Source organism: Campylobacter concisus ATCC 51562 (genome assembly GCF_000466745.1).
In the GTDB taxonomy this organism is placed as follows: Bacteria; Campylobacterota; Campylobacteria; order Campylobacterales; family Campylobacteraceae; genus Campylobacter_A; species Campylobacter_A concisus_B.
The window spans coordinates 225,589-242,822 of record NZ_ANNI01000003.1; the positions used below are offsets into that span (position 1 = coordinate 225,589).

Sequence of the window (17,234 nt, forward strand, 5' to 3'; positions counted from 1 at the left end):
TAATTTTAATTAAGCTGATTGTTCTTTTTTCTCTTTAAGCGCATTCAAACCAATTGTGAAATTTTGAATTGGCGCATTCCAAACTTGTAAAAGCATCGCAATAAGCTCATCACGGCTAGGCATTTTAGATAGAGCTTTAACTTTATCAACGCTAGCAACTTCGCCATCAATATAAGCTGTTTTTATTTTGAAAAGATCAGCATTAGACTCTTCAAATTTTGCGGCTACTTTAGTTACTGCTAATTGATCTTCACTCCAAAGATAGATATTTGTATCTTTGAGTTCCATTCCAACTTTATCAGAATTTTTAAGAGCAATATTTGCAAGAGTATTTTTAATAACCTGAACTTTTACATTTTGTTCTTTAGCAGAATTTCTTAAAACTTCAAGTTTCTTTACTGAAAGGCCACGATAGTCACAAACTACAATAGCTTCAGCAGTTTTAAATTCACTCTCTAATTTTGCAACAACTTCAGTTTTTTCGTTACGTGTCACTTTTTCTCCTTTCTGACCGGTAATTTCAAGCAGAGCGGGTCGAATCAATTAAGCCCAATGGCCTCGGCTATCTCCAATCTAAGATATAAATTTTAATTTTTAGTTTTATTTTAAGTCCATAACTTCTTGAGTATCAAGAGCTATAGATGGGCTCATTGTCAAAGACAACGAAGCATTTTTAACATATCTACCCTTTGCAGTTGCAGGTTTATGTTTATTAATCGCTTTAATAAATGTTGAAATATTTTCATTTAATTGTTCTTTAGTAAAATTAACTTTACCAAGGCCTGCATGTATATTTCCTTGCTTATCAACACGGAAATTTACTTGACCACTTTTTGCATTATTAACAGCTTGTGCAACATCCATTGTGACTGTACCAGTTTTTGGATTTGGCATTAATCCTTTTGGTCCTAAAATTCTACCGACCTTACCTACAAGACCCATTAAATTTGGAGTAGCTATAAGAACATCAAAATTCATTATACCTTTTTGAATATCTTCGACCAAATCATCTGCGCCAACAATATCAGCACCAGCTGCTTTTGCCTCATCAGCTTTAGCATCTTTAGCAATAACAGCAACTCTTACAGTTTTACCTGTACCGGCCGGCAAAACGACTGAGCCACGAACCATTTGATCAGCATGTCTTGGATCAACATTTAATTTTAATGCAATCTCAACCGTTTCATTAAATTTAGCAGAAGCCAGAGTTTTAACTGTATCAATAGCCTCGCTAAGGTTATAAATTTTATCTTGCTCTACTTTTTTGAGCAATTCTTGAAATCTCTTGCTAGTTTTTCCCATAAATTTCTCCGCATATATATTGCTTCCGTCTTTTGCTAATCAACCTGACGGTAAAGGCTTTAGTCTACTACTTCGACACCCATTGAGCGAGCTGAGCCAGCAATAATCTTAGCTGCTTGCTCTTTATCATTTGTATTCAAATCAACAAGTTTTTTCTCAACTATTTCTAGAACTTGAGCTTTTGTTAATTTGCCTACTTTATTTTTTAAAGGATTATCAGTTCCTTTTGTTATACCTGCAGCCTTTTTAATAAGATCTGTAGCAGGAGGCTGTTTTGTGATAAATGTAAAACTTTTATCAGCATAAACAGTTATAACAACTGGAATATTAAACCCAACCATATCTTTTGTTCTTTCATTAAAGGCTTTACAAAATTCCATAATATTAACACCTTTTTGTCCAAGAGCTGGACCAACTGGTGGACTAGGATTTGCTTTTGTTGCAGCAATTTGTAATTTTATTTCACCTATAACTTTTTTAGCCATTTCTTGCTCCTTAAATTATCTTCTCAACTTGTGAATACAAAATATCAACAGGGGTACTTCTACCAAAAATAGAAACATTAAGTCTAAGTTTGCCATGTATCATGTCATATTCTTCAACAATACCTGTAAAGTTAGCAAAAGGACCTTCTGTTATACGAACACTCTCACCATCCTCAAAGAATATCTTAGGTTTTGGTGCAGCCCTTTTTTGAACTTTTTCCAAAATAGTATTTATATCTTTTTCAGATAATGGCGTAGGTTTTTTAGCCTCACCAATAAAACGTCCAACTTTTGGTAAAGATTGAATCCTGTGCCAAAGAGCCGTATCAAGATCTAAGCACGCAAAAGCATAACCTGGGTAAAGAGTTCTTTCGTTGATTTTTTGCTTACCATTTTTTATTTCTATTACGTCTTCTGTAGGAACTATAATTTCTTTTAGTTGATCTTCTATTCCATGATCTTTTACTAAGTTTTCAATTCCTCTTTTTACTGCCATTTCGCTTCCAGCGTAAGTCTGTATAGCATACCATTTATGTGACATTACTTCTTCCCTTATATCATATAACTTTAGATAAAACAAAGGACATAATAACATCAACAAGAGCTAAAAAAAGTGATACAACAGCAACTACGATAAAAACTGCAAAAAAAGCATTTCTAATTTGTTCTTTTGTAGGATAGATAACCTTCATTATTTCCAATTTAGAAAGCCTAATATAATTTATAATTTTTTCCATAATCTTAACCTTAGTCGTGGCAGGGCAAGAGGGATTCGAACCCCCAACCATTGGATTTGGAATCCAGCGCTCTACCGTTGGAGCTATTGCCCTAATAGCTTCTTAATTAACTTTTTAATTTAACTTCTTTATGAATAGTATGTTTTTTTAATCTTGGGCAATACTTTTTAAGTTCAACTTTATCCGTAGTAGTTTTACTATTTTTAGTTGTTGTATAATTTATATCACCACTTTCGGAGCATTTTAAACCAATTTTAATTCTCATATAAGTCCTTATTAAGATATCAAAGGGATATCCTCCCTTTGATAAAATTTTATAAATTAACCAAGTATTTTTGAAACAACACCTGAACCAACAGTCCTACCACCTTCACGGATAGCGAAACGAGTGCCTTCCTCAAGTGCTACTGGAGCAATCAATTCAACAGAAATTCTTACATTATCACCTGGCATAACCATCTCAGTTCCTTCTGGAAGTGTAATTGAACCAGTAACATCAGTTGTTCTTACATAGAATTGTGGTCTATAGTTATTAAAGAAAGGAGTATGGCGACCACCTTCTTCTTTTGTCAAGATATAGACTTCGCCTTCAAATTTTGTATGAGGGGTAATTGATTTAGGTTTGCAAAGAACCATACCACGCTCAACATCCTCTTTCTTAGTACCACGGAGAAGAACGCCAACATTATCACCAGCTTCGCCTTGATCCATCTCTTTTCTAAACATTTCAACACCAGTAACTGTTGTTGTTTGAGTTGGCTTAATACCAACAATCTCAATTGTGTCACCAACTTTTATAACACCTTTTTCGATTCTACCAGTTACAACCGTACCACGACCTGAAATCGAAAAAACATCTTCAATTGGCATAAGAAGGTCTTTATCTGTTGCACGAACTGGAGTTGGAATATAGCTATCAACTGCATCCATTAATTCCATAATTTTTGCTGACCATTCGCCATCTTGACCAGCTTTTGCCTCTTCAAGAGCTTTAAGTGCTGAACCAGAAACAATAGGTGTATCATCGCCTGGGAAATTATACTCATTAAGTAATTCACGGATTTCCATTTCAACCAATTCAAGTAGCTCTGCATCATCAACCATATCAGCTTTGTTCATGAAAACAACAATGTATGGAACACCAACTTGGCGTGATAATAAAATATGCTCTCTAGTTTGTGGCATTGGACCATCAGCTGCAGAAACAACCAGAATAGCTCCATCCATTTGTGCAGCACCTGTAATCATATTTTTTACATAGTCGGCGTGACCAGGGCAGTCAACGTGGGCATAGTGGCGTTTCTCTGTCTCGTACTCAATATGTGAAGTAGCAATTGTAATACCACGCTCTTTTTCTTCTGGAGCATTATCAATATTATCATAATCTTTTAGCTCAGCAAGTCCTTTGCGTGAAAGAACAGCAGATATTGCAGCTGTTAATGTAGTTTTACCATGATCTACGTGACCAATAGTACCTATGTTTACGTGCGGCTTGTTACGTGAAAATTTTTCTTTAGCCATCTTTTCCTCCGTATGTGATATATGTCTTTTTCTTACCAAATTTGTATAATTATAATAAAATCATATTAACCAGTGGAGCTCATAGCGGGACTTGAACCCGCGACCTCTTCCTTACCAAGGAAGTGCTCTACCTCTGAGCCATATGAGCGAAAAACGCTTGGCAGAGATGATTCCAATTAAATAATACAAACAACTAAAAATTTTGAAAATAAAGTAAGGAATAACTGTGTTTAGCAAAATCTAGATACAGCTCCCAGTTTATTTTCCCAAATTTTGGAGCGGGAAACGGGGCTCGAACCCGCGACCCTCAGCTTGGAAGGCTGATGCTCTAGCCAACTGAGCTACTCCCGCATAACAATGGTGGTGAGACGTGGATTCGAACCACGGAAGACATAGTCAGCAGATTTACAGTCTGCCCTCGTTGGCCGCTTGAGTATCTCACCCTAAACATTAATAAACTATTTTGGTATTTTCTGGTCAAACACTGTTACAAAAATGGAGCTGGTGAACGGACTTGAACCGCCGACCCACTGCTTACAAGGCAGTAGCTCTACCAACTGAGCTACACCAGCACCTATTTTGTGAAGTGGTAATTATATATCAAAACAAGGTAAAAGTCAAGGGAAATTTAAAAAATTTTCATAAAAATTAAAATCATAAAATACAGCCATTTAAGAATACAAATTTTTATTAGATTTAAATCCATAATACATCATTAAGCTTTTATGAAATATGTATAATTTTTATGGTTTTATTTTTTTTAAAAGCTAAAATTTCTATAATTACAAAAAAATATATAAGGATTTATTATGCAATTTTTACCTTGGGCGATAATTTTATTACTAATTTATGTAATTTATTTTCTAATGATACGTTACGAGAAAAGAATATCAACCCTTAGCAAATTAATTGAACAAAATAGTGATGGTATTAAAGAAAATAGGGATTTGATTGGACAAAATAGATCACTTATTGAAAAAAACAAACACGATATCGAAAAAAATACAAAAGACATCATAACAAATGTTGAAAAAGTAGATATCGATTTGGAAGACTAAAGTTTCTAATTTCTTATCTCGGCTATTAATAAATTTGCTAGAATTTTTTATTTAAGATTTTAGCAAATCATTTTTTATTTGAAAATTTTATATTTATTGTATTCTTCAGCTAGTAAAAGTTGTGTACGTATTTCTTGTGGGCGTATATATAAAAAATTTATAGTTTTTGAAGAAGAATCTTAATTTTTCAAAAAATAAGTCAAGATTTTATGCGTCAAGCTGCTTCATTAAAAGCACAAGCCCTATTCTATCCTTTACATTTAACTTACTATAAATCGAGCTTGTATGTGCTTTGACCGTCCTTAGTGTAATACCTGTTTTTTCTGAAATTTCATTATTTGTTAGACCCTGATAGATTAAATCTGCAATTTCTCTTTCCCTTGAACTAAGCTCAGAGAGGTCGGTCTTTTTGTCTACCTTTTCACTTTCGCTATTAATATATGAGCCGGTTAGCTCACTAATCATTGCCTGAACAAATTCTTGGTAAAGCCATATATTTCCATTAAAAATGGTTTCAAAAGCATCTTCAAAGTGTGTCTTTCTCATGTGAGAATTTGCATAGCCCTTGATTCCAAGCGTAAGCAGGTGCTTGCCTTCGTTTATCGTTGGCCTATTTGAGAGTATGAGTATTTTTATATTTGGTGATTTTTCAATTATATTTTTTATAACATCATCAATATTATCTTTAAAAACATCAATATCAATGCCTATAATATCAATATCATCATTTATATGAGAAAAAAACTCTTTTCTATTATGTATAAATTTCACATCGCTATTGCCAGTAAAATAGCTTCTCCAAATATTGTTTAATGCACTATTTTGTGTAAATAAAATAACTTGCATTACCTTTCCTTGGATTATTTATATGATTCTTTCATAAATTTTTTTACTATTTATAAAAAATTCTACGTGACGACTTTCGCCGTTTTTGCGTATCTTGTAATCTATTGATGAAAAAAATTTAGTAACTACTGAGGATTTTTCTTCTAAAAAAATAGTCATTTCAAAAAAATCTTGTGATATAGCATATTTATAAGGGGTATTTAAATTTAAAATTCCAGGATCAAAGTCAAATTTATCCAAACTCTGGTCATAGCCTTTTATTAAAATTTTAATACTTCTTACTATATCATCTTGAATTTTTATATTTTCAAATAGCTTTTTATGCCTACTAGCAACATCTACTAATTGTAAAAATTCTATTTCACAATCACTAAATTTAAATCGTTCAATTTCATCATTAACTATATCGCAGCAATGATTATCTTTTATGAGATAGAAATTTTGTAAACTTTGAAATTTTTCAATCTCATATTCACCAAATTTCTTATCATAAAAAGCGATCTTACCCATTACCTCTCCGTTAAGGCATTTTGTTTTGCCTTTAAAATAGGCTTTAATAAATAATCAAGTATTGTCTTTTTACCGGTAATGATATCAGCTGAAACTATCATACCAACTTTTATCCTAAGTGGCTTTTCTTCGCTACCAAGATAATTTTTTTCAGTTTCTATCCTGACCAAATAATAGCTCTCGCCAGTTTTTTCATTAGTCTCCGTATCGGCACTAATCTGCGTTACTTTGCCTTTTAAACCACCGTAAATACTAAAATCATAGGCCGTAAATTTAACCATCGTATCAAGCCCAGGCCTCAAAAATGCAACATCAGCTGGCTTTACTTTTACTTCAGCAACCAATTTATCCTCAAGAGGAACGATCTCGGCAATATTTTCACCAGGCTTGATAACTCCTGATACTGTATGAACCATCATTTTGCTGACAATACCATTTACTGGAGATCTTACATATGTTCTTTCTACTCTATCGCTTAGACTGATTTGTGATTCATTTATCCTTGCGATCTCTGCTGAAACTTCATTTAGCTCTTTTTTTGCATTATTTTTAAATGCCAGCTTTGCCTCTTCTATCTTATTTTTTGCCTCTTTTATGGTCGATTCGACCCTTGGCACGGCAAGCACAGATGCGTCAAGCTCGCCTTTTAGGTCATTTACGCGTCTTTGAAGCTGGATATACTCGACCTCGCTAACAAGACCTTTTTTAAAGATAGGCTCCATGATAGCTTTTTCTTTTAAAACAAGGTTGTAGCTATTTTGAGTTTGAGAAATTTTATTTCTAAGCTCATTTAGCTCACTTTGGCGTTGATGGATCTGCTCTGTTAGAATTCCTATTTGCTCATTTAAGTGATCAATATTTGAATTATGCAGACTTAGCTCGTATCTTATGGCTTTACTATTGTTCGCATCTCTAGCTTCGTCGTAGTCGAATTCCTTATCATTTGCCTCAGCATCAAGTCTCATAAATTTTGCTTGAAGTTCATCAAGTCTTAGTTTTGACTCGCCATAACTACTCGTAAAATTTTTATTATCTAGCCTTATTAGAATTTGATCTTTCTTGACTTCATCACCCTCTTTTACAAAAATTTGATCGACTATACCGCCTTCGAGATTTTGTATCGCTTGGTTTTTTCCAGACGGGATGATTTTACCACTACCTCTTGTGATCTCATCTATTTGTGCCCAAGAAGCCCAAACAAGAAGCCAAAACATAGTTATAGCAACCGTATAGAGTATCTTTTTAGATGTAGATGGGGCTTTAGCCAAAACAGCCTCAGAAAGACTTGACATAAATTTCAAATCATAAGCATCATAATTTTTTGTTTGAAGATTAGATTTTATATCATCCACACTATTTAAAATTTTATTACTAGCTTCCTCTTGTTCTTTTATGTTATTTTCAGAAATTAATCTTTTTTCAGTTTTTGGATTTTCATTTTGTTTATTCTTGATATCTTCTTGCATGATCACTTCCCACTAAGTCTTGCTAAAACTTCATCTCTTGGTCCGTCCAATAAAATTTTGCCATTATCCATAACTATAAGTCTATCAACAAGATCTAGCATCGACGTCCTATGTGTAACAAGCAGCATCGTTTTATTTGCTGTATTTGTCTTTAAATTTATTTTTAACTTATTTTCAACTGTATTATCAAGAGAATTTGTTGGCTCATCAAGCAAAATAATAGGACTATCTAGCAAAAATGCCCTAGCCACAGCTATACTTTGACGCTGTCCGCCACTTATGCCGTCACCTCTTTCAAAGACTGGCATGTCAAATCCAAGTGGATGGGCATTTACATATTCATCAACTCCGCTTACTTTAGCTGCTTTTATAATCTGAATATCATCAACATATGGCGCTTTTTGAACAATATTTTCTCTAACCGTTCCTTTAAAAAGCACAACATCTTGTGGAACGTAGCCGATGTTTCGCCTAAGATCGGCTGGATCGATTTGATTAATATCTATTCCATCAATCAAAACCGAGCCTTCAGTTGGTGAGTAAAGTCCCAAAATGAGCTTTTGTAAAGTAGTTTTTCCAGAGCCATTTTTGCCTATAATGCCAACTTTTTCACCTGGCTGAATAACAAAATTTATCCTATCAAGCGAACCCTTTGTGGTATCTGGATATGTAAAGCTTACATTTTTAAACTCAATCTTTCCATCAAAAGAATTTCTTCTAACAAATTTTTTACCCTCTGGCCTTTCAACAGGCATTTGCATAATCTTACTAAGACTTTGATATGCTGTTTTTGTCTGCTCAAAATTTGCAGCAAGTGAAGCCACCTGCCCCATAGGAGCGATAGCGCGAGAGCTAAGCATAACCGCAGCGATAAGACCACCCATTGTAAGATGTGTATCTTGTATCATGTAGACGCCAAGAACGATGATGGCAATAGTATTTAATTGCACTAAAAAAGATGTAACAGTCGTTATCGAAGTTGTAATAATTTTTGATTTAATGCTTCTATTTGCTATCTCACCAGTTGCCTCTTCCCAGTTCCATTGTATATGGCCACTAGCACCAAGAGTTTTGATAGTCTCAAGACTACTAAGGCTCTCTATTAAAATTCCATTTTTTATAGCCGAAGCCTCAAATGTACTTTTAATGGCATTTTGAAGTGGATCTTTTATAAAAAATGTATAGCATAAAATAGCTATCATGATAACAATTGGCACGAGTACGATATAGCTTCCTATAAAATAAGTAACTATCAAGAAAATGATCGCAAATGGAAGATCGACAATGGCTGCCAATGAGGCTGATGAGAAGAAATTTCTAACCGTATCAAACTCTTTTAGATTACTAGCAAATGAACCAACAGATTTTGGTTTATTGCTAAATTTCATATCCATAACGCGCTCAAATAAAATAGAGCTCATTATGATATCGCTCTTTTTACCAGCAATCTCAAGAAAATATGATCTTACAAATTTTAAAAAAAGATCTATGCCATAAACTACACTTACACCAAGTGCCAAGACCCAAAGCGTTTCAACCGCATTATTTGGCACAACACGGTCATATACGTTCATCGTAAAAAGCGGACTAGCAAGAACAAATAAATTTATAATAAAACTTGCAAGAACAACATCAAAATAAATCTTTTTTGAACGTTTTAGAGTTCCCCAAAACCAGTGGTCGTTGCCCGCATCAATTAGCTTTGTTGAGCTAGTATCCTCTGGAACAAACTCGCGCTTTAGATAGTATGCATAGCCTAAATATTCTTCTTTTAACTTACTTATTTCTATCGCGCTAGTACCAGTTGAAAGTTCTGGCGTTATGATATTTGCTATCTTTTTATCTTTACTAAAAGATTGTAAAATACAAGCTTTTTTGCCTCTAAGCATTAAAATGCAAGGTAAAACTAAAGGAGAGATTTGTTCAAGATCTTTTCTTACAAGAGTAGAAGCAAAACCAGCACGAGAAGCAGCACGAGAAAATAAAGACCTTGAGCTTTTAAGTGAAAAAAGCTCAATCTCATCGCCATCTTTTACTGGTAAGCCAATAGTTAAAGCATCAGCACTGTATGGATTATTATGAAGCTTGGTAAAAATAACCAAACATTGAAGCAGTTCATCTTTTATCTTATCACTATGCATCTATCATCCAATGTTCTTAATTTCATCTATATAAATTCCTTGCATATTTTTAATGCCAAGATCGATTAACTTTTTCTTCTGCTCTTCGCCTTCAACACCAATTGCGATCAAAATAATGTCTTTTGAGCTTAAAACAACGTCAAGCGATTGTTTTGTATTTACTCCTGACTTATCACTTAAGAAGTCGATTAAGACATTTGATTGAATTTTTACATAATCAGGGTTAAATTCTTTTAGCTTCTCAATACCTTTTGCATTAAGCTCGAAGTGGTCAAAACCAAATCCAAAGCCAAGTTCTTTTAATTTTTTAGTAAGCTTAACTATACTTTCTATGCTAATATCGTCTTTATTTGGAATTTCTATATAGTTTTTATATTTTGAAATTTGACTTATCCTTTTAAGTGTAGCTTCAAGTTTAGAAAAATTTTCATCTGAATTTAATATCTCTTTTCCCAAATTTATAGCCAAATTGCCACTTGGTAAGATATTCTCCGGTAAAATTCTAGCTACCCTATTTAAGATATGAAGATCAAGCATTGCACCTAAATTTAACTCATTTACCATCGGCATGAAATATGAGGCCATACGCCATACGCCATCTTTATCAACAAGCCTCAAATAAAGCTCATACTGCTCAAAATTTGAATTAAGATCGATCACTTTTTGAGCTGCAAATTTAAATTCATCTTCTTTTATTGAGTCAAAAATAAGCTCTTTATACTTCTCTTTACCAATCACTAAAGTATTTTGATTTTCATTAAATACCTTATATGTAAAGCTACCGGCAAGTCTTGAGCTAGCCAATGTAACGTCAGCTGAAGTAAGAAGTGTCTTGATATCAGTATTTGGTGAATACTCTACTATCGCAGCATTTACTGGATACTCGCTATCATTTAGCGCAAAATTTGCATAAAGCTTTTTAAACTCATTCATAATTTCATCACATAGAGCCAAGAAATTTGACGAATTTCTACCATACGAAAGTACGATGAAATCATTATCGTTAAGCCTTGCAACAATTGCATTTTTATCATTATGAATTGATTTTTCTTGTAAAATTTGAGCTATTTTCATTACAACGCTTTGCCATTTTTCAAAACCAAGCGTACTTTTTAAATTTATTAGATCTTTAAAACTAACAAGTAGAGTAACGCCACTTGAATATTCTTCACTTGCTAGATACTCACTAAATTTAGTTTGAAAAAATCTTCTGTTATTAGCACCACTCATTGTATCTTTATATAAAAGCTCTTGATACTTACTAAGTGTGGCTGCCTCTCTCTCAAAAATGTCTTTTACTTTACTAACCATAGAGTTCATAGCTAGAACCATTTTTTTAAGATCAGCTGTAAATGGAATTCTTTTCTGAATAATAAATTTATTATCAAGTATGGCCTCAGCCTGATCTTGAACCTTCATAAGCGGTCTAAAAATAGCTTTTAGAGCGAAATATGCCACCACGAGAGTGACAATTATCATTAGAAGAAGAAAATTAAAAATATTTTTTGAGTTAGTATAAAGCTCATTGTAGGCAAGTGCGGTGCTACCTTGAACATAAAGCGTGCCAAATTTTGCCCAGCCAGTCATAATCTCGCTATCTGCTATTGGCGCTTCAAACTTAGCTATTTTGTAAAACCACTCGGGAATATCTTTAACAACAGTTTGTTGAGAATTTTCAATAAGAACCTTGCCATCAACATCTTCAAGCTTGATAAGCTTGTATCTACCGCTGTCAAACATAGAATTTATCATTGTTTGAGCCAAGGACATGTCATCTGGATCGATAATAGGCTTTAAAGCAAGTCCAAGCGAATTTGCTGTATGTCTTGCGTTTTCACCAAGCTGGTCATTAATATATCCATTTAGGCTCTTAAAATTTAAGTAGCCAACAGCCATAAAAATCATGATACCAAAAGTTATCACGGCGATCATAATTTGTTTAAATAGCGTCATAAATCCTCTTTTCCTATCCTATCTATTAGTTCCATCCACTTAGGATTTTGTTTTTTATTTCCACCTGGTATTGCTTGACCAAGACCTTCTTGTTTTGCCAAGTATAGCGAATCACCATTAAAACTATAAACCGGAACAAGGTCTGTTCTTTGAGTTGCGATTTTTATTTTACCATTTATGTTATCTAAAATTAATGGAATAGATTTTGGTGTATCGTAGTATGCTAAAACCATATGAGCTTGATTGTATCTTAAGGCTTTAACATATGTGAAGTATAATTTTTGAGTTGGAATTCCTAGCTGCTTTAGTGTAAAATATTTTGCGATAACGTAGTCTTCGCAGTCACCAGCACCTTTTCCTATAAATTCCATTCTAGTAGCCCAATAATCCTTTTTATGCCAAAGCTGCATATCATCAACCCATCTAAAAGAGTTAAAAAAGTCATTTACTTTTATTAATTTCTCTTGTTCAGTTGCATCTTGCAATGAAGCCATTAAAGAATTTAGAGCAGAAGCCCTTCTTCTTGCATCTTCTCCATAAATTTTAGCTACCTTTGCTATAGTTGTTGATTTTATAAAATCTCCAATAGCACTTGCTAATAATAAAAAAAGGACGCTTACTATAAGCGTCCAAAAATTTGTCTTGACCCTCATGGTCATTACTTTTTACATTTTTATCTTAAATCGTTTTGAATGCTGCAAGCACCTTGAATGTATCTCTTTGCAAAACCTGGTTCAAAGCTATCTGAGATCATTCCCATATTATCTAATAGTCTGTATTTTGCATAAGATAGTGCTGTCTCAGTTGTAGCGATCTCTTTTAATGCAGAGTTATATTCATTTTCAGCATCAAGCAAGTTTATAAGATCACGACGACCGATTCTAAACTCATCCTGATAAGCATCAAGTGTAGCTTTAGCATATTCAACGTGTTGATTTAAGTATCCCATTTTTTCTTGGTTAAGAACATAATTTTGCCATGAAAATTCCAAAGATTCTTTAAGCTCTCTTACAAGATTGTCCAAAGTTTGTTGCTCTTGTTGAACAGCAAGTTGGCTTTTTTCTTTATCTAGTTTATCATTACCTTTATTGTAAAGGTTATAGTTTAGTCTTAAAAGTGCGTCGAATGTTTGTTCTTCATAATTATCATATAAAACATTTGAATGATCATACGCACCAGATACAACAAGATCTAGTTTTGGTAAGAATGGCGCATTTTTCTCTTTTACAACTGACTCCGCCATAGCAATATTTGATTTTTGAACCAAAAGTGACGGATTGCAAAGAATAGCTTTGTTGTAAACAGCTTCTTTCGTGCTAGGCAAAGGAAGACTAAACTCAGGCATTACTAAATTTTTAGCTGCAACTTTTTTTCCGTATAATTTCTCAAATGTAGAAAGTGCATCTTCATAGTTATTTTTAGCAGCTGTATAGTTTGATTGAGCTAGAGTATAGCGCGATCCAGCTTGTCTCTCTTCAGAAGCAACGCCATAACCTGATCTTGCTCTATCTTTAATTTGGCTATAAATTTCCTCATGGCTCTTTACGTTTTCTTCTTCAATGTCTAAAATTCTTTTAGTTTGAAGAACTTGCAAGTAAGCATTTGCAGCATTTAATGTAAGTCTATCTGCAGCTTGTGCTACCGAATAAGCAGCTGAATCAAGCCTTGCGCTTTGAGAATTTATTCTATTTTTATCAGCACCACCATTGTATAAATTTTCAACCAAGGTTAGAGATGTGCCAGAAATTCTTCCATCTCCTCTTCTTGTAGAAACTCCATCATCAAGGCGTTTTTTCTCATATCCCACTCTAGCAGCAGCGTCAAGTGTTGGATAATAGGCATTTTTTGCTATTTTTAGATCTTTGCCAACTTGTAGATAGTTAAATTCTGTAGCTTTTAAACTTGGATTTTCATTTAAAATAGTCTTTATAACTTGATCTAAAGTCAAAACTCCATCATCAACTTGTGCTACTGGTTTTACTTCAGTTGATATAGCTTGTTCTATATTAGATTTTTTTGTTGTTTGAGTATCAGCTACAGGTGCTTTTGGTCTCATTAAAGCATCCTTATAGCCTGATTCGTTTTGAACTTTAACTAATAGACTATTAGCTTCATCCTCAGAGACTGGAGTTGTGTCAACATATAAAAATTTTCGTCCACCAACCTCATAGATGCCTGTGGTCAGCCTACTGTCAGAAATTTTACTATTAACTTTATTAATAGCACTGTCGATTCTAGCCTGATTATCATCTTGTGCAAATGAAGCTAGAAAAATCCTATAAGGAACATCTTGAGCTGACAGCACAGTTACTGCCAAAGCACTAATTGCTAACATCTTTTTCATAACTAAGATCCTTTTACCTTTATTTATTATTAAGTCTATGCTTAAAATTTTAATGCGAATTATACATCAAGAAATATTAAACGTATTTTAAATATCTTATGACAAAAAAATAATTTTTATATAGTTTTAGAAAAACGCCTTAAATTCTCGGGAATTTTCTTTAGATATTCATCAAAACACATTGCAATATTTCGTATTATCAGTGTTCCAGTTTCATTTACGCTGATTTTATCTGCTGTAACATTGACAAATTCGCTTAAATTTTTAAGCTCCTCAAGCTCTTCATTAAAGTGTTCAAAGAAATTTATATGGAATTCATTCTCGATAGCTTTGATATCAAGCCCAAAATTACTCATTAAGTTCATAATCACACTCTTTCTAAGCAAATCTTCATCACTTAGATAAATTCCCTTTGCATATGGCAACTTTCCACTATCGATCGCCTTTTCATACTCATCCATGTCTTTATGATTTTGCGCGTAGTGTCTTTTGCACTCACCGATACTTGTCACGCCTATACCAATAAGATCAGCGCCACCCTTTGTCGTATAACCCTGAAAATTTCTATGCAAAGTGCCATTTGCCAAAGCGCCAAAAAGCTCATCATTTGGCTTTGCAAAGTGATCCATCCCTATCATTTTATAGCCATTTTTGGTTAAAAACTCAGCTGTAAATTTTAAAATTTCAAGCTTCACTTCAGGATTTGGCAATGTGGTTTCATCAAATTTACGCATTGATTTTTTTATCCAAGGTACATGAGCATAGTTAAAGACTGCAAGCCTATCTGGATCAAGTGTGAGCGCTAATTCAAGCGTCTTTTTAAAACTCTCTAGACTTTGATAAGGTAGTCCATAGATCAGATCCATATTGATTGATTTTATGCCCTTTTGCCTAGCCATTTTTACAGCATTTTGGGTGATCTCATAGGGCTGAATTCTATGAATTTCTTTTTGCACCTTTTCATCAAAGTCTTGCACGCCGTAGCTTATGCGATTAAAACCATGAGATATAAGCACGTCAAGCTGCTCATTTGTCAAAAATCTCGGATCTATCTCACAACTTATCTCAGCCTCTTTTGAGAAATTTTTAAATTTAGCTTTGATAAGCTTGATGATCTCATCAAGCTGAGCAGCATTATAAAATGTTGGTGTACCACCACCAAAGTGCATTTGTAAGACCTCAGCACTGGTGTCCAGGTGGCGAGCTAAAATTTCAAGCTCTTTTTCTATATATCTTATATATTTCTCTTTGCGGTCCTCTTTGCTCGTGTAAATGACATTACAGCCACAAAAATAACAAGCACTTCTGCAAAATGGCAAGTGCAAATAAAGCGAAAGCGGCCTTTTTTTATCGCGGTTTTCAAGCTCTTTTATATAAGCTTCATAGCTAAATTTATCACTAAACTCTGGTGCTGTCGGATAGCTCGTATATCTTGGCCCCGGCCTTGAATACTTCACATAAGCACTAAAATCAATCATCTGCCCTACTCCTTGCCATTTGAATCACCTCTTTTATGTCTACAAATAAATTTGGGTGCTCTTTTTTGATATTTTTTACCAGTTTATCAAGATCAATATTAAATTGTCTGCTTTTTTTATCGCTTGCGATCTTTTTTATCTCATCCATAGCAACCACCCAAACATCGCTAAAATCAACTGGAATGTTTTGCCAGATCGTCTTTTCAAGCCTTAGGTCAAAATTTTCTTTTTGCGACTCTTTTAAGGCCTCGATCAAAGCAGAAAGCGATTTTACAGAGATTACCGTGTGTAAATTTTGATTTTCATCAATGCCAAACCATGGCTCTTTTGAGTCCCAAGAGCCACTTTTTAAATTTAAAATATGCTCATTTGGATTTTTTGTTGAAACTATCTCAAAGATCGTCTTTTCAGGGCTATTCAGCCCAAGGTTATTGCCGATCTCATCTATCTCATCATATATATTTTTCTCTTTGCTCATATTCTTCTCTCATCCAGCCAGACCATCACGCCTTTTTGGGCATGAAGTCTGTTTTCAGCCTCACTAAAAATTTCATCTGCGTGCTTCTCAAAAACTGTCTCGCTCACCTCATAGCCTCTATAAGCTGGCAAGCAGTGCAAAAATATCGCATCTTTTTTAGCTAAGCTCATCAAATTTTCATCCACGCAGTATCCAGCAAAGTCTTTTAGTCTCTTTTCTTTCTCGACCTCTTGCCCCATCGATATCCAAGTGTCCGTAGTCACTACATCGGCACCATTTACTGCTTCTTTTATATCATTTGTGATAAAAATTTTCGCACCTGAAATTTTTGCGTTTTCATTAGCTATCTTTAAAATTTCAGCGTCCACCTCGTAGCCTTTTGGCGTGGCGACTCTTAGCTCAAGACCTAGCTTGCTTGCTAGCATGAGCCACGAGTGAGTCATGTTGTTGCCATCACCTACGTACGCGACCTTCTCGCCTGCACTAAATTCAAGCATGGTAAGATAATCCGCCATGAGCTGCACTGGGTGAAATTTATCACTTAGGCCGTTTATCACTGGCACGCTTGAAAATTTAGCAAATTCTTCTAGCGTCTCATGCTTATCAACCCTTAGCATAGCCATATCGCACATCCTGCTTATCACTCTGGCAGTGTCACGTATAGGCTCGCCGCGGCCTATTTGTATATCGTTTTTGCTTAAAAATAGCGCATATCCACCAAGTTCATGCATGCCTACATCAAAGCTCACTCTAGTTCTAGTCGAGCTTTTTTCAAATATCATCGCAAGCTTTTGATCTTTAAGATATGGCTTAAATTCTCTAACCTTCGCCTCTTTTTTGATCTTGCGGGCTAAATTTATAATCTGCTCGATTTCATCTTTGCTAAAGTCATTTAACGTCAAAAAATGCCTCATC

18 protein-coding genes and 5 tRNA genes are annotated in these 17,234 nt (G+C 34.2%); 1 reads left to right on the plus strand and 22 read right to left on the minus strand.

Annotation, left to right across the window (positions count from 1 at the left end):
* Positions 1–9: 9 nt before the first annotated feature.
* The 12 genes from rplJ to ATCC51562_RS02520 form a co-directional block, all read right to left on the minus strand.
* On the minus strand, positions 10–495 hold the full coding sequence (rplJ, locus tag ATCC51562_RS02465; RefSeq protein ID WP_021090459.1) for a 50S ribosomal protein L10: 486 nt from the start codon (positions 493–495) through the stop codon (positions 10–12).
* Between the two features lie 105 nt (positions 496–600).
* A complete protein-coding gene (rplA, locus tag ATCC51562_RS02470; RefSeq protein WP_021091006.1) occupies positions 601–1,302 on the minus strand; it encodes a 50S ribosomal protein L1 in 702 nt (233 codons plus the stop codon).
* 59 nt (positions 1,303–1,361) lie between these two features.
* Entirely contained in the window at positions 1,362–1,787 is a 426-nt protein-coding gene (gene rplK / locus ATCC51562_RS02475; protein WP_021091067.1) for a 50S ribosomal protein L11, read from the minus strand.
* A 10-nt stretch (positions 1,788–1,797) separates the two neighbouring features.
* On the minus strand, positions 1,798–2,328 hold the full coding sequence (gene nusG, locus ATCC51562_RS02480) for a transcription termination/antitermination protein NusG (RefSeq protein WP_021090793.1): 531 nt from the start codon (positions 2,326–2,328) through the stop codon (positions 1,798–1,800).
* Between the two features lie 16 nt (positions 2,329–2,344).
* The gene (gene secE, locus ATCC51562_RS02485) at positions 2,345–2,524 is read right to left on the minus strand and encodes a preprotein translocase subunit SecE (protein WP_035167317.1); all 180 of its coding nucleotides are present in this window, start codon (positions 2,522–2,524) and stop codon (positions 2,345–2,347) included.
* A 17-nt stretch (positions 2,525–2,541) separates the two neighbouring features.
* A tRNA-Trp gene (locus ATCC51562_RS02490) sits at positions 2,542–2,617 on the minus strand.
* Positions 2,618–2,630: 13 nt separating this feature from the next.
* The gene (rpmG, locus tag ATCC51562_RS02495) at positions 2,631–2,789 is read right to left on the minus strand and encodes a 50S ribosomal protein L33 (RefSeq protein WP_035167196.1); all 159 of its coding nucleotides are present in this window, start codon (positions 2,787–2,789) and stop codon (positions 2,631–2,633) included.
* A gap of 56 nt (positions 2,790–2,845) precedes the next feature.
* Positions 2,846–4,045 (minus strand): elongation factor Tu, encoded by a 1,200-nt coding sequence (gene tuf, locus ATCC51562_RS02500; protein ID WP_021090663.1) that lies wholly within the window; start codon positions 4,043–4,045, stop codon positions 2,846–2,848.
* Positions 4,046–4,118: 73 nt separating this feature from the next.
* A tRNA-Thr gene (locus ATCC51562_RS02505) sits at positions 4,119–4,193 on the minus strand.
* A gap of 126 nt (positions 4,194–4,319) precedes the next feature.
* Positions 4,320–4,396 (minus strand) — tRNA-Gly (locus ATCC51562_RS02510).
* 7 nt (positions 4,397–4,403) lie between these two features.
* Positions 4,404–4,488 (minus strand) — tRNA-Tyr (locus ATCC51562_RS02515).
* Positions 4,489–4,541: 53 nt separating this feature from the next.
* Positions 4,542–4,617, minus strand: a tRNA-Thr gene (locus ATCC51562_RS02520).
* A 237-nt stretch (positions 4,618–4,854) separates the two neighbouring features.
* Between ATCC51562_RS02520 and ATCC51562_RS02525 the strand changes: the two genes are divergently transcribed.
* Positions 4,855–5,103 carry a hypothetical protein gene (locus ATCC51562_RS02525; RefSeq protein WP_021090800.1) on the plus strand — a complete coding sequence of 83 codons (249 nt, stop codon included), beginning with the start codon at positions 4,855–4,857 and terminating at the stop codon, positions 5,101–5,103.
* Positions 5,104–5,310: 207 nt separating this feature from the next.
* Here the strand turns inward: ATCC51562_RS02525 and ATCC51562_RS02530 are convergent, their stop codons facing one another.
* The 10 genes from ATCC51562_RS02530 to argF all read right to left on the minus strand — a co-directional run bounded on the left by ATCC51562_RS02530 (position 5,311) and on the right by argF (position 17,233).
* Positions 5,311–5,949, minus strand: a complete 639-nt coding sequence (locus ATCC51562_RS02530; protein ID WP_021090841.1) for a response regulator transcription factor — start codon at positions 5,947–5,949, stop codon at positions 5,311–5,313.
* Between the two features lie 18 nt (positions 5,950–5,967).
* Positions 5,968–6,459: a DUF5416 family protein gene (locus ATCC51562_RS02535; protein WP_021091023.1), complete on the minus strand. Its 492-nt coding sequence runs from the start codon at positions 6,457–6,459 to the stop codon at positions 5,968–5,970.
* Positions 6,459–7,925, minus strand: a complete 1,467-nt coding sequence (locus ATCC51562_RS02540) for an HlyD family type I secretion periplasmic adaptor subunit (protein WP_021090674.1) — start codon at positions 7,923–7,925, stop codon at positions 6,459–6,461. The genes ATCC51562_RS02535 and ATCC51562_RS02540 overlap by 1 nt, the downstream gene beginning before the upstream one ends.
* Before the next feature lie 2 nt (positions 7,926–7,927).
* Positions 7,928–10,066: a type I secretion system permease/ATPase gene (locus ATCC51562_RS02545; RefSeq protein WP_021090643.1), complete on the minus strand. Its 2,139-nt coding sequence runs from the start codon at positions 10,064–10,066 to the stop codon at positions 7,928–7,930.
* Positions 10,067–10,069: 3 nt separating this feature from the next.
* Complete coding sequence (locus tag ATCC51562_RS02550; protein WP_021091069.1) at positions 10,070–12,019, minus strand: LapD/MoxY N-terminal periplasmic domain-containing protein; 1,950 nt, start codon at positions 12,017–12,019, stop codon at positions 10,070–10,072.
* Positions 12,016–12,672 (minus strand): transglutaminase-like cysteine peptidase, encoded by a 657-nt coding sequence (locus ATCC51562_RS02555; protein ID WP_021090757.1) that lies wholly within the window; start codon positions 12,670–12,672, stop codon positions 12,016–12,018. The genes ATCC51562_RS02550 and ATCC51562_RS02555 overlap by 4 nt, the downstream gene beginning before the upstream one ends.
* A 20-nt stretch (positions 12,673–12,692) precedes the next feature.
* Positions 12,693–14,363 (minus strand): TolC family outer membrane protein, encoded by a 1,671-nt coding sequence (locus ATCC51562_RS02560; RefSeq protein ID WP_021090646.1) that lies wholly within the window; start codon positions 14,361–14,363, stop codon positions 12,693–12,695.
* 116 nt (positions 14,364–14,479) lie between these two features.
* Positions 14,480–15,841, minus strand: coding sequence for an oxygen-independent coproporphyrinogen III oxidase (gene hemN / locus ATCC51562_RS02565; RefSeq protein WP_021090639.1), 1,362 nt, complete (start codon positions 15,839–15,841; stop codon positions 14,480–14,482).
* A complete protein-coding gene (locus ATCC51562_RS02570) occupies positions 15,834–16,319 on the minus strand; it encodes a DUF2603 domain-containing protein (protein ID WP_021090862.1) in 486 nt (161 codons plus the stop codon). The genes hemN and ATCC51562_RS02570 overlap by 8 nt, the downstream gene beginning before the upstream one ends.
* Positions 16,316–17,233 carry an ornithine carbamoyltransferase gene (gene argF, locus ATCC51562_RS02575; RefSeq protein WP_021090647.1) on the minus strand — a complete coding sequence of 306 codons (918 nt, stop codon included), beginning with the start codon at positions 17,231–17,233 and terminating at the stop codon, positions 16,316–16,318. The genes ATCC51562_RS02570 and argF overlap by 4 nt, the downstream gene beginning before the upstream one ends.
* Position 17,234 lies beyond the last annotated feature (1 nt).

Bases quoted from the DNA above. Each gene is read 5' to 3' on its own strand.
- rplA (WP_021091006.1), bottom strand. From the start codon at position 1,302: ATGGGAAAAACTAGCAAGAGATTTCAAGAATTGCTCAAAAAAGTAGAG.
- rplK (WP_021091067.1), bottom strand. From the start codon at position 1,787: ATGGCTAAAAAAGTTATAGGTGAAATAAAATTACAAATTGCTGCAACA.
- nusG (WP_021090793.1), bottom strand. From the start codon at position 2,328: ATGTCACATAAATGGTATGCTATACAGACTTACGCTGGAAGCGAAATG.
- secE (WP_035167317.1), bottom strand. From the start codon at position 2,524: ATGGAAAAAATTATAAATTATATTAGGCTTTCTAAATTGGAAATAATG.
- rpmG (WP_035167196.1), bottom strand. From the start codon at position 2,789: ATGAGAATTAAAATTGGTTTAAAATGCTCCGAAAGTGGTGATATAAAT.
- tuf (WP_021090663.1), bottom strand. From the start codon at position 4,045: ATGGCTAAAGAAAAATTTTCACGTAACAAGCCGCACGTAAACATAGGT.
- ATCC51562_RS02525 (WP_021090800.1), top strand. From the start codon at position 4,855: ATGCAATTTTTACCTTGGGCGATAATTTTATTACTAATTTATGTAATT.
- ATCC51562_RS02530 (WP_021090841.1), bottom strand. From the start codon at position 5,949: ATGCAAGTTATTTTATTTACACAAAATAGTGCATTAAACAATATTTGG.
- ATCC51562_RS02535 (WP_021091023.1), bottom strand. From the start codon at position 6,459: ATGGGTAAGATCGCTTTTTATGATAAGAAATTTGGTGAATATGAGATT.
- ATCC51562_RS02540 (WP_021090674.1), bottom strand. From the start codon at position 7,925: ATGCAAGAAGATATCAAGAATAAACAAAATGAAAATCCAAAAACTGAA.
- ATCC51562_RS02545 (WP_021090643.1), bottom strand. From the start codon at position 10,066: ATGCATAGTGATAAGATAAAAGATGAACTGCTTCAATGTTTGGTTATT.
- ATCC51562_RS02550 (WP_021091069.1), bottom strand. From the start codon at position 12,019: ATGACGCTATTTAAACAAATTATGATCGCCGTGATAACTTTTGGTATC.
- ATCC51562_RS02555 (WP_021090757.1), bottom strand. From the start codon at position 12,672: ATGAGGGTCAAGACAAATTTTTGGACGCTTATAGTAAGCGTCCTTTTT.
- ATCC51562_RS02560 (WP_021090646.1), bottom strand. From the start codon at position 14,363: ATGAAAAAGATGTTAGCAATTAGTGCTTTGGCAGTAACTGTGCTGTCA.
- hemN (WP_021090639.1), bottom strand. From the start codon at position 15,841: ATGATTGATTTTAGTGCTTATGTGAAGTATTCAAGGCCGGGGCCAAGA.
- ATCC51562_RS02570 (WP_021090862.1), bottom strand. From the start codon at position 16,319: ATGAGCAAAGAGAAAAATATATATGATGAGATAGATGAGATCGGCAAT.
- argF (WP_021090647.1), bottom strand. From the start codon at position 17,233: ATGAGGCATTTTTTGACGTTAAATGACTTTAGCAAAGATGAAATCGAG.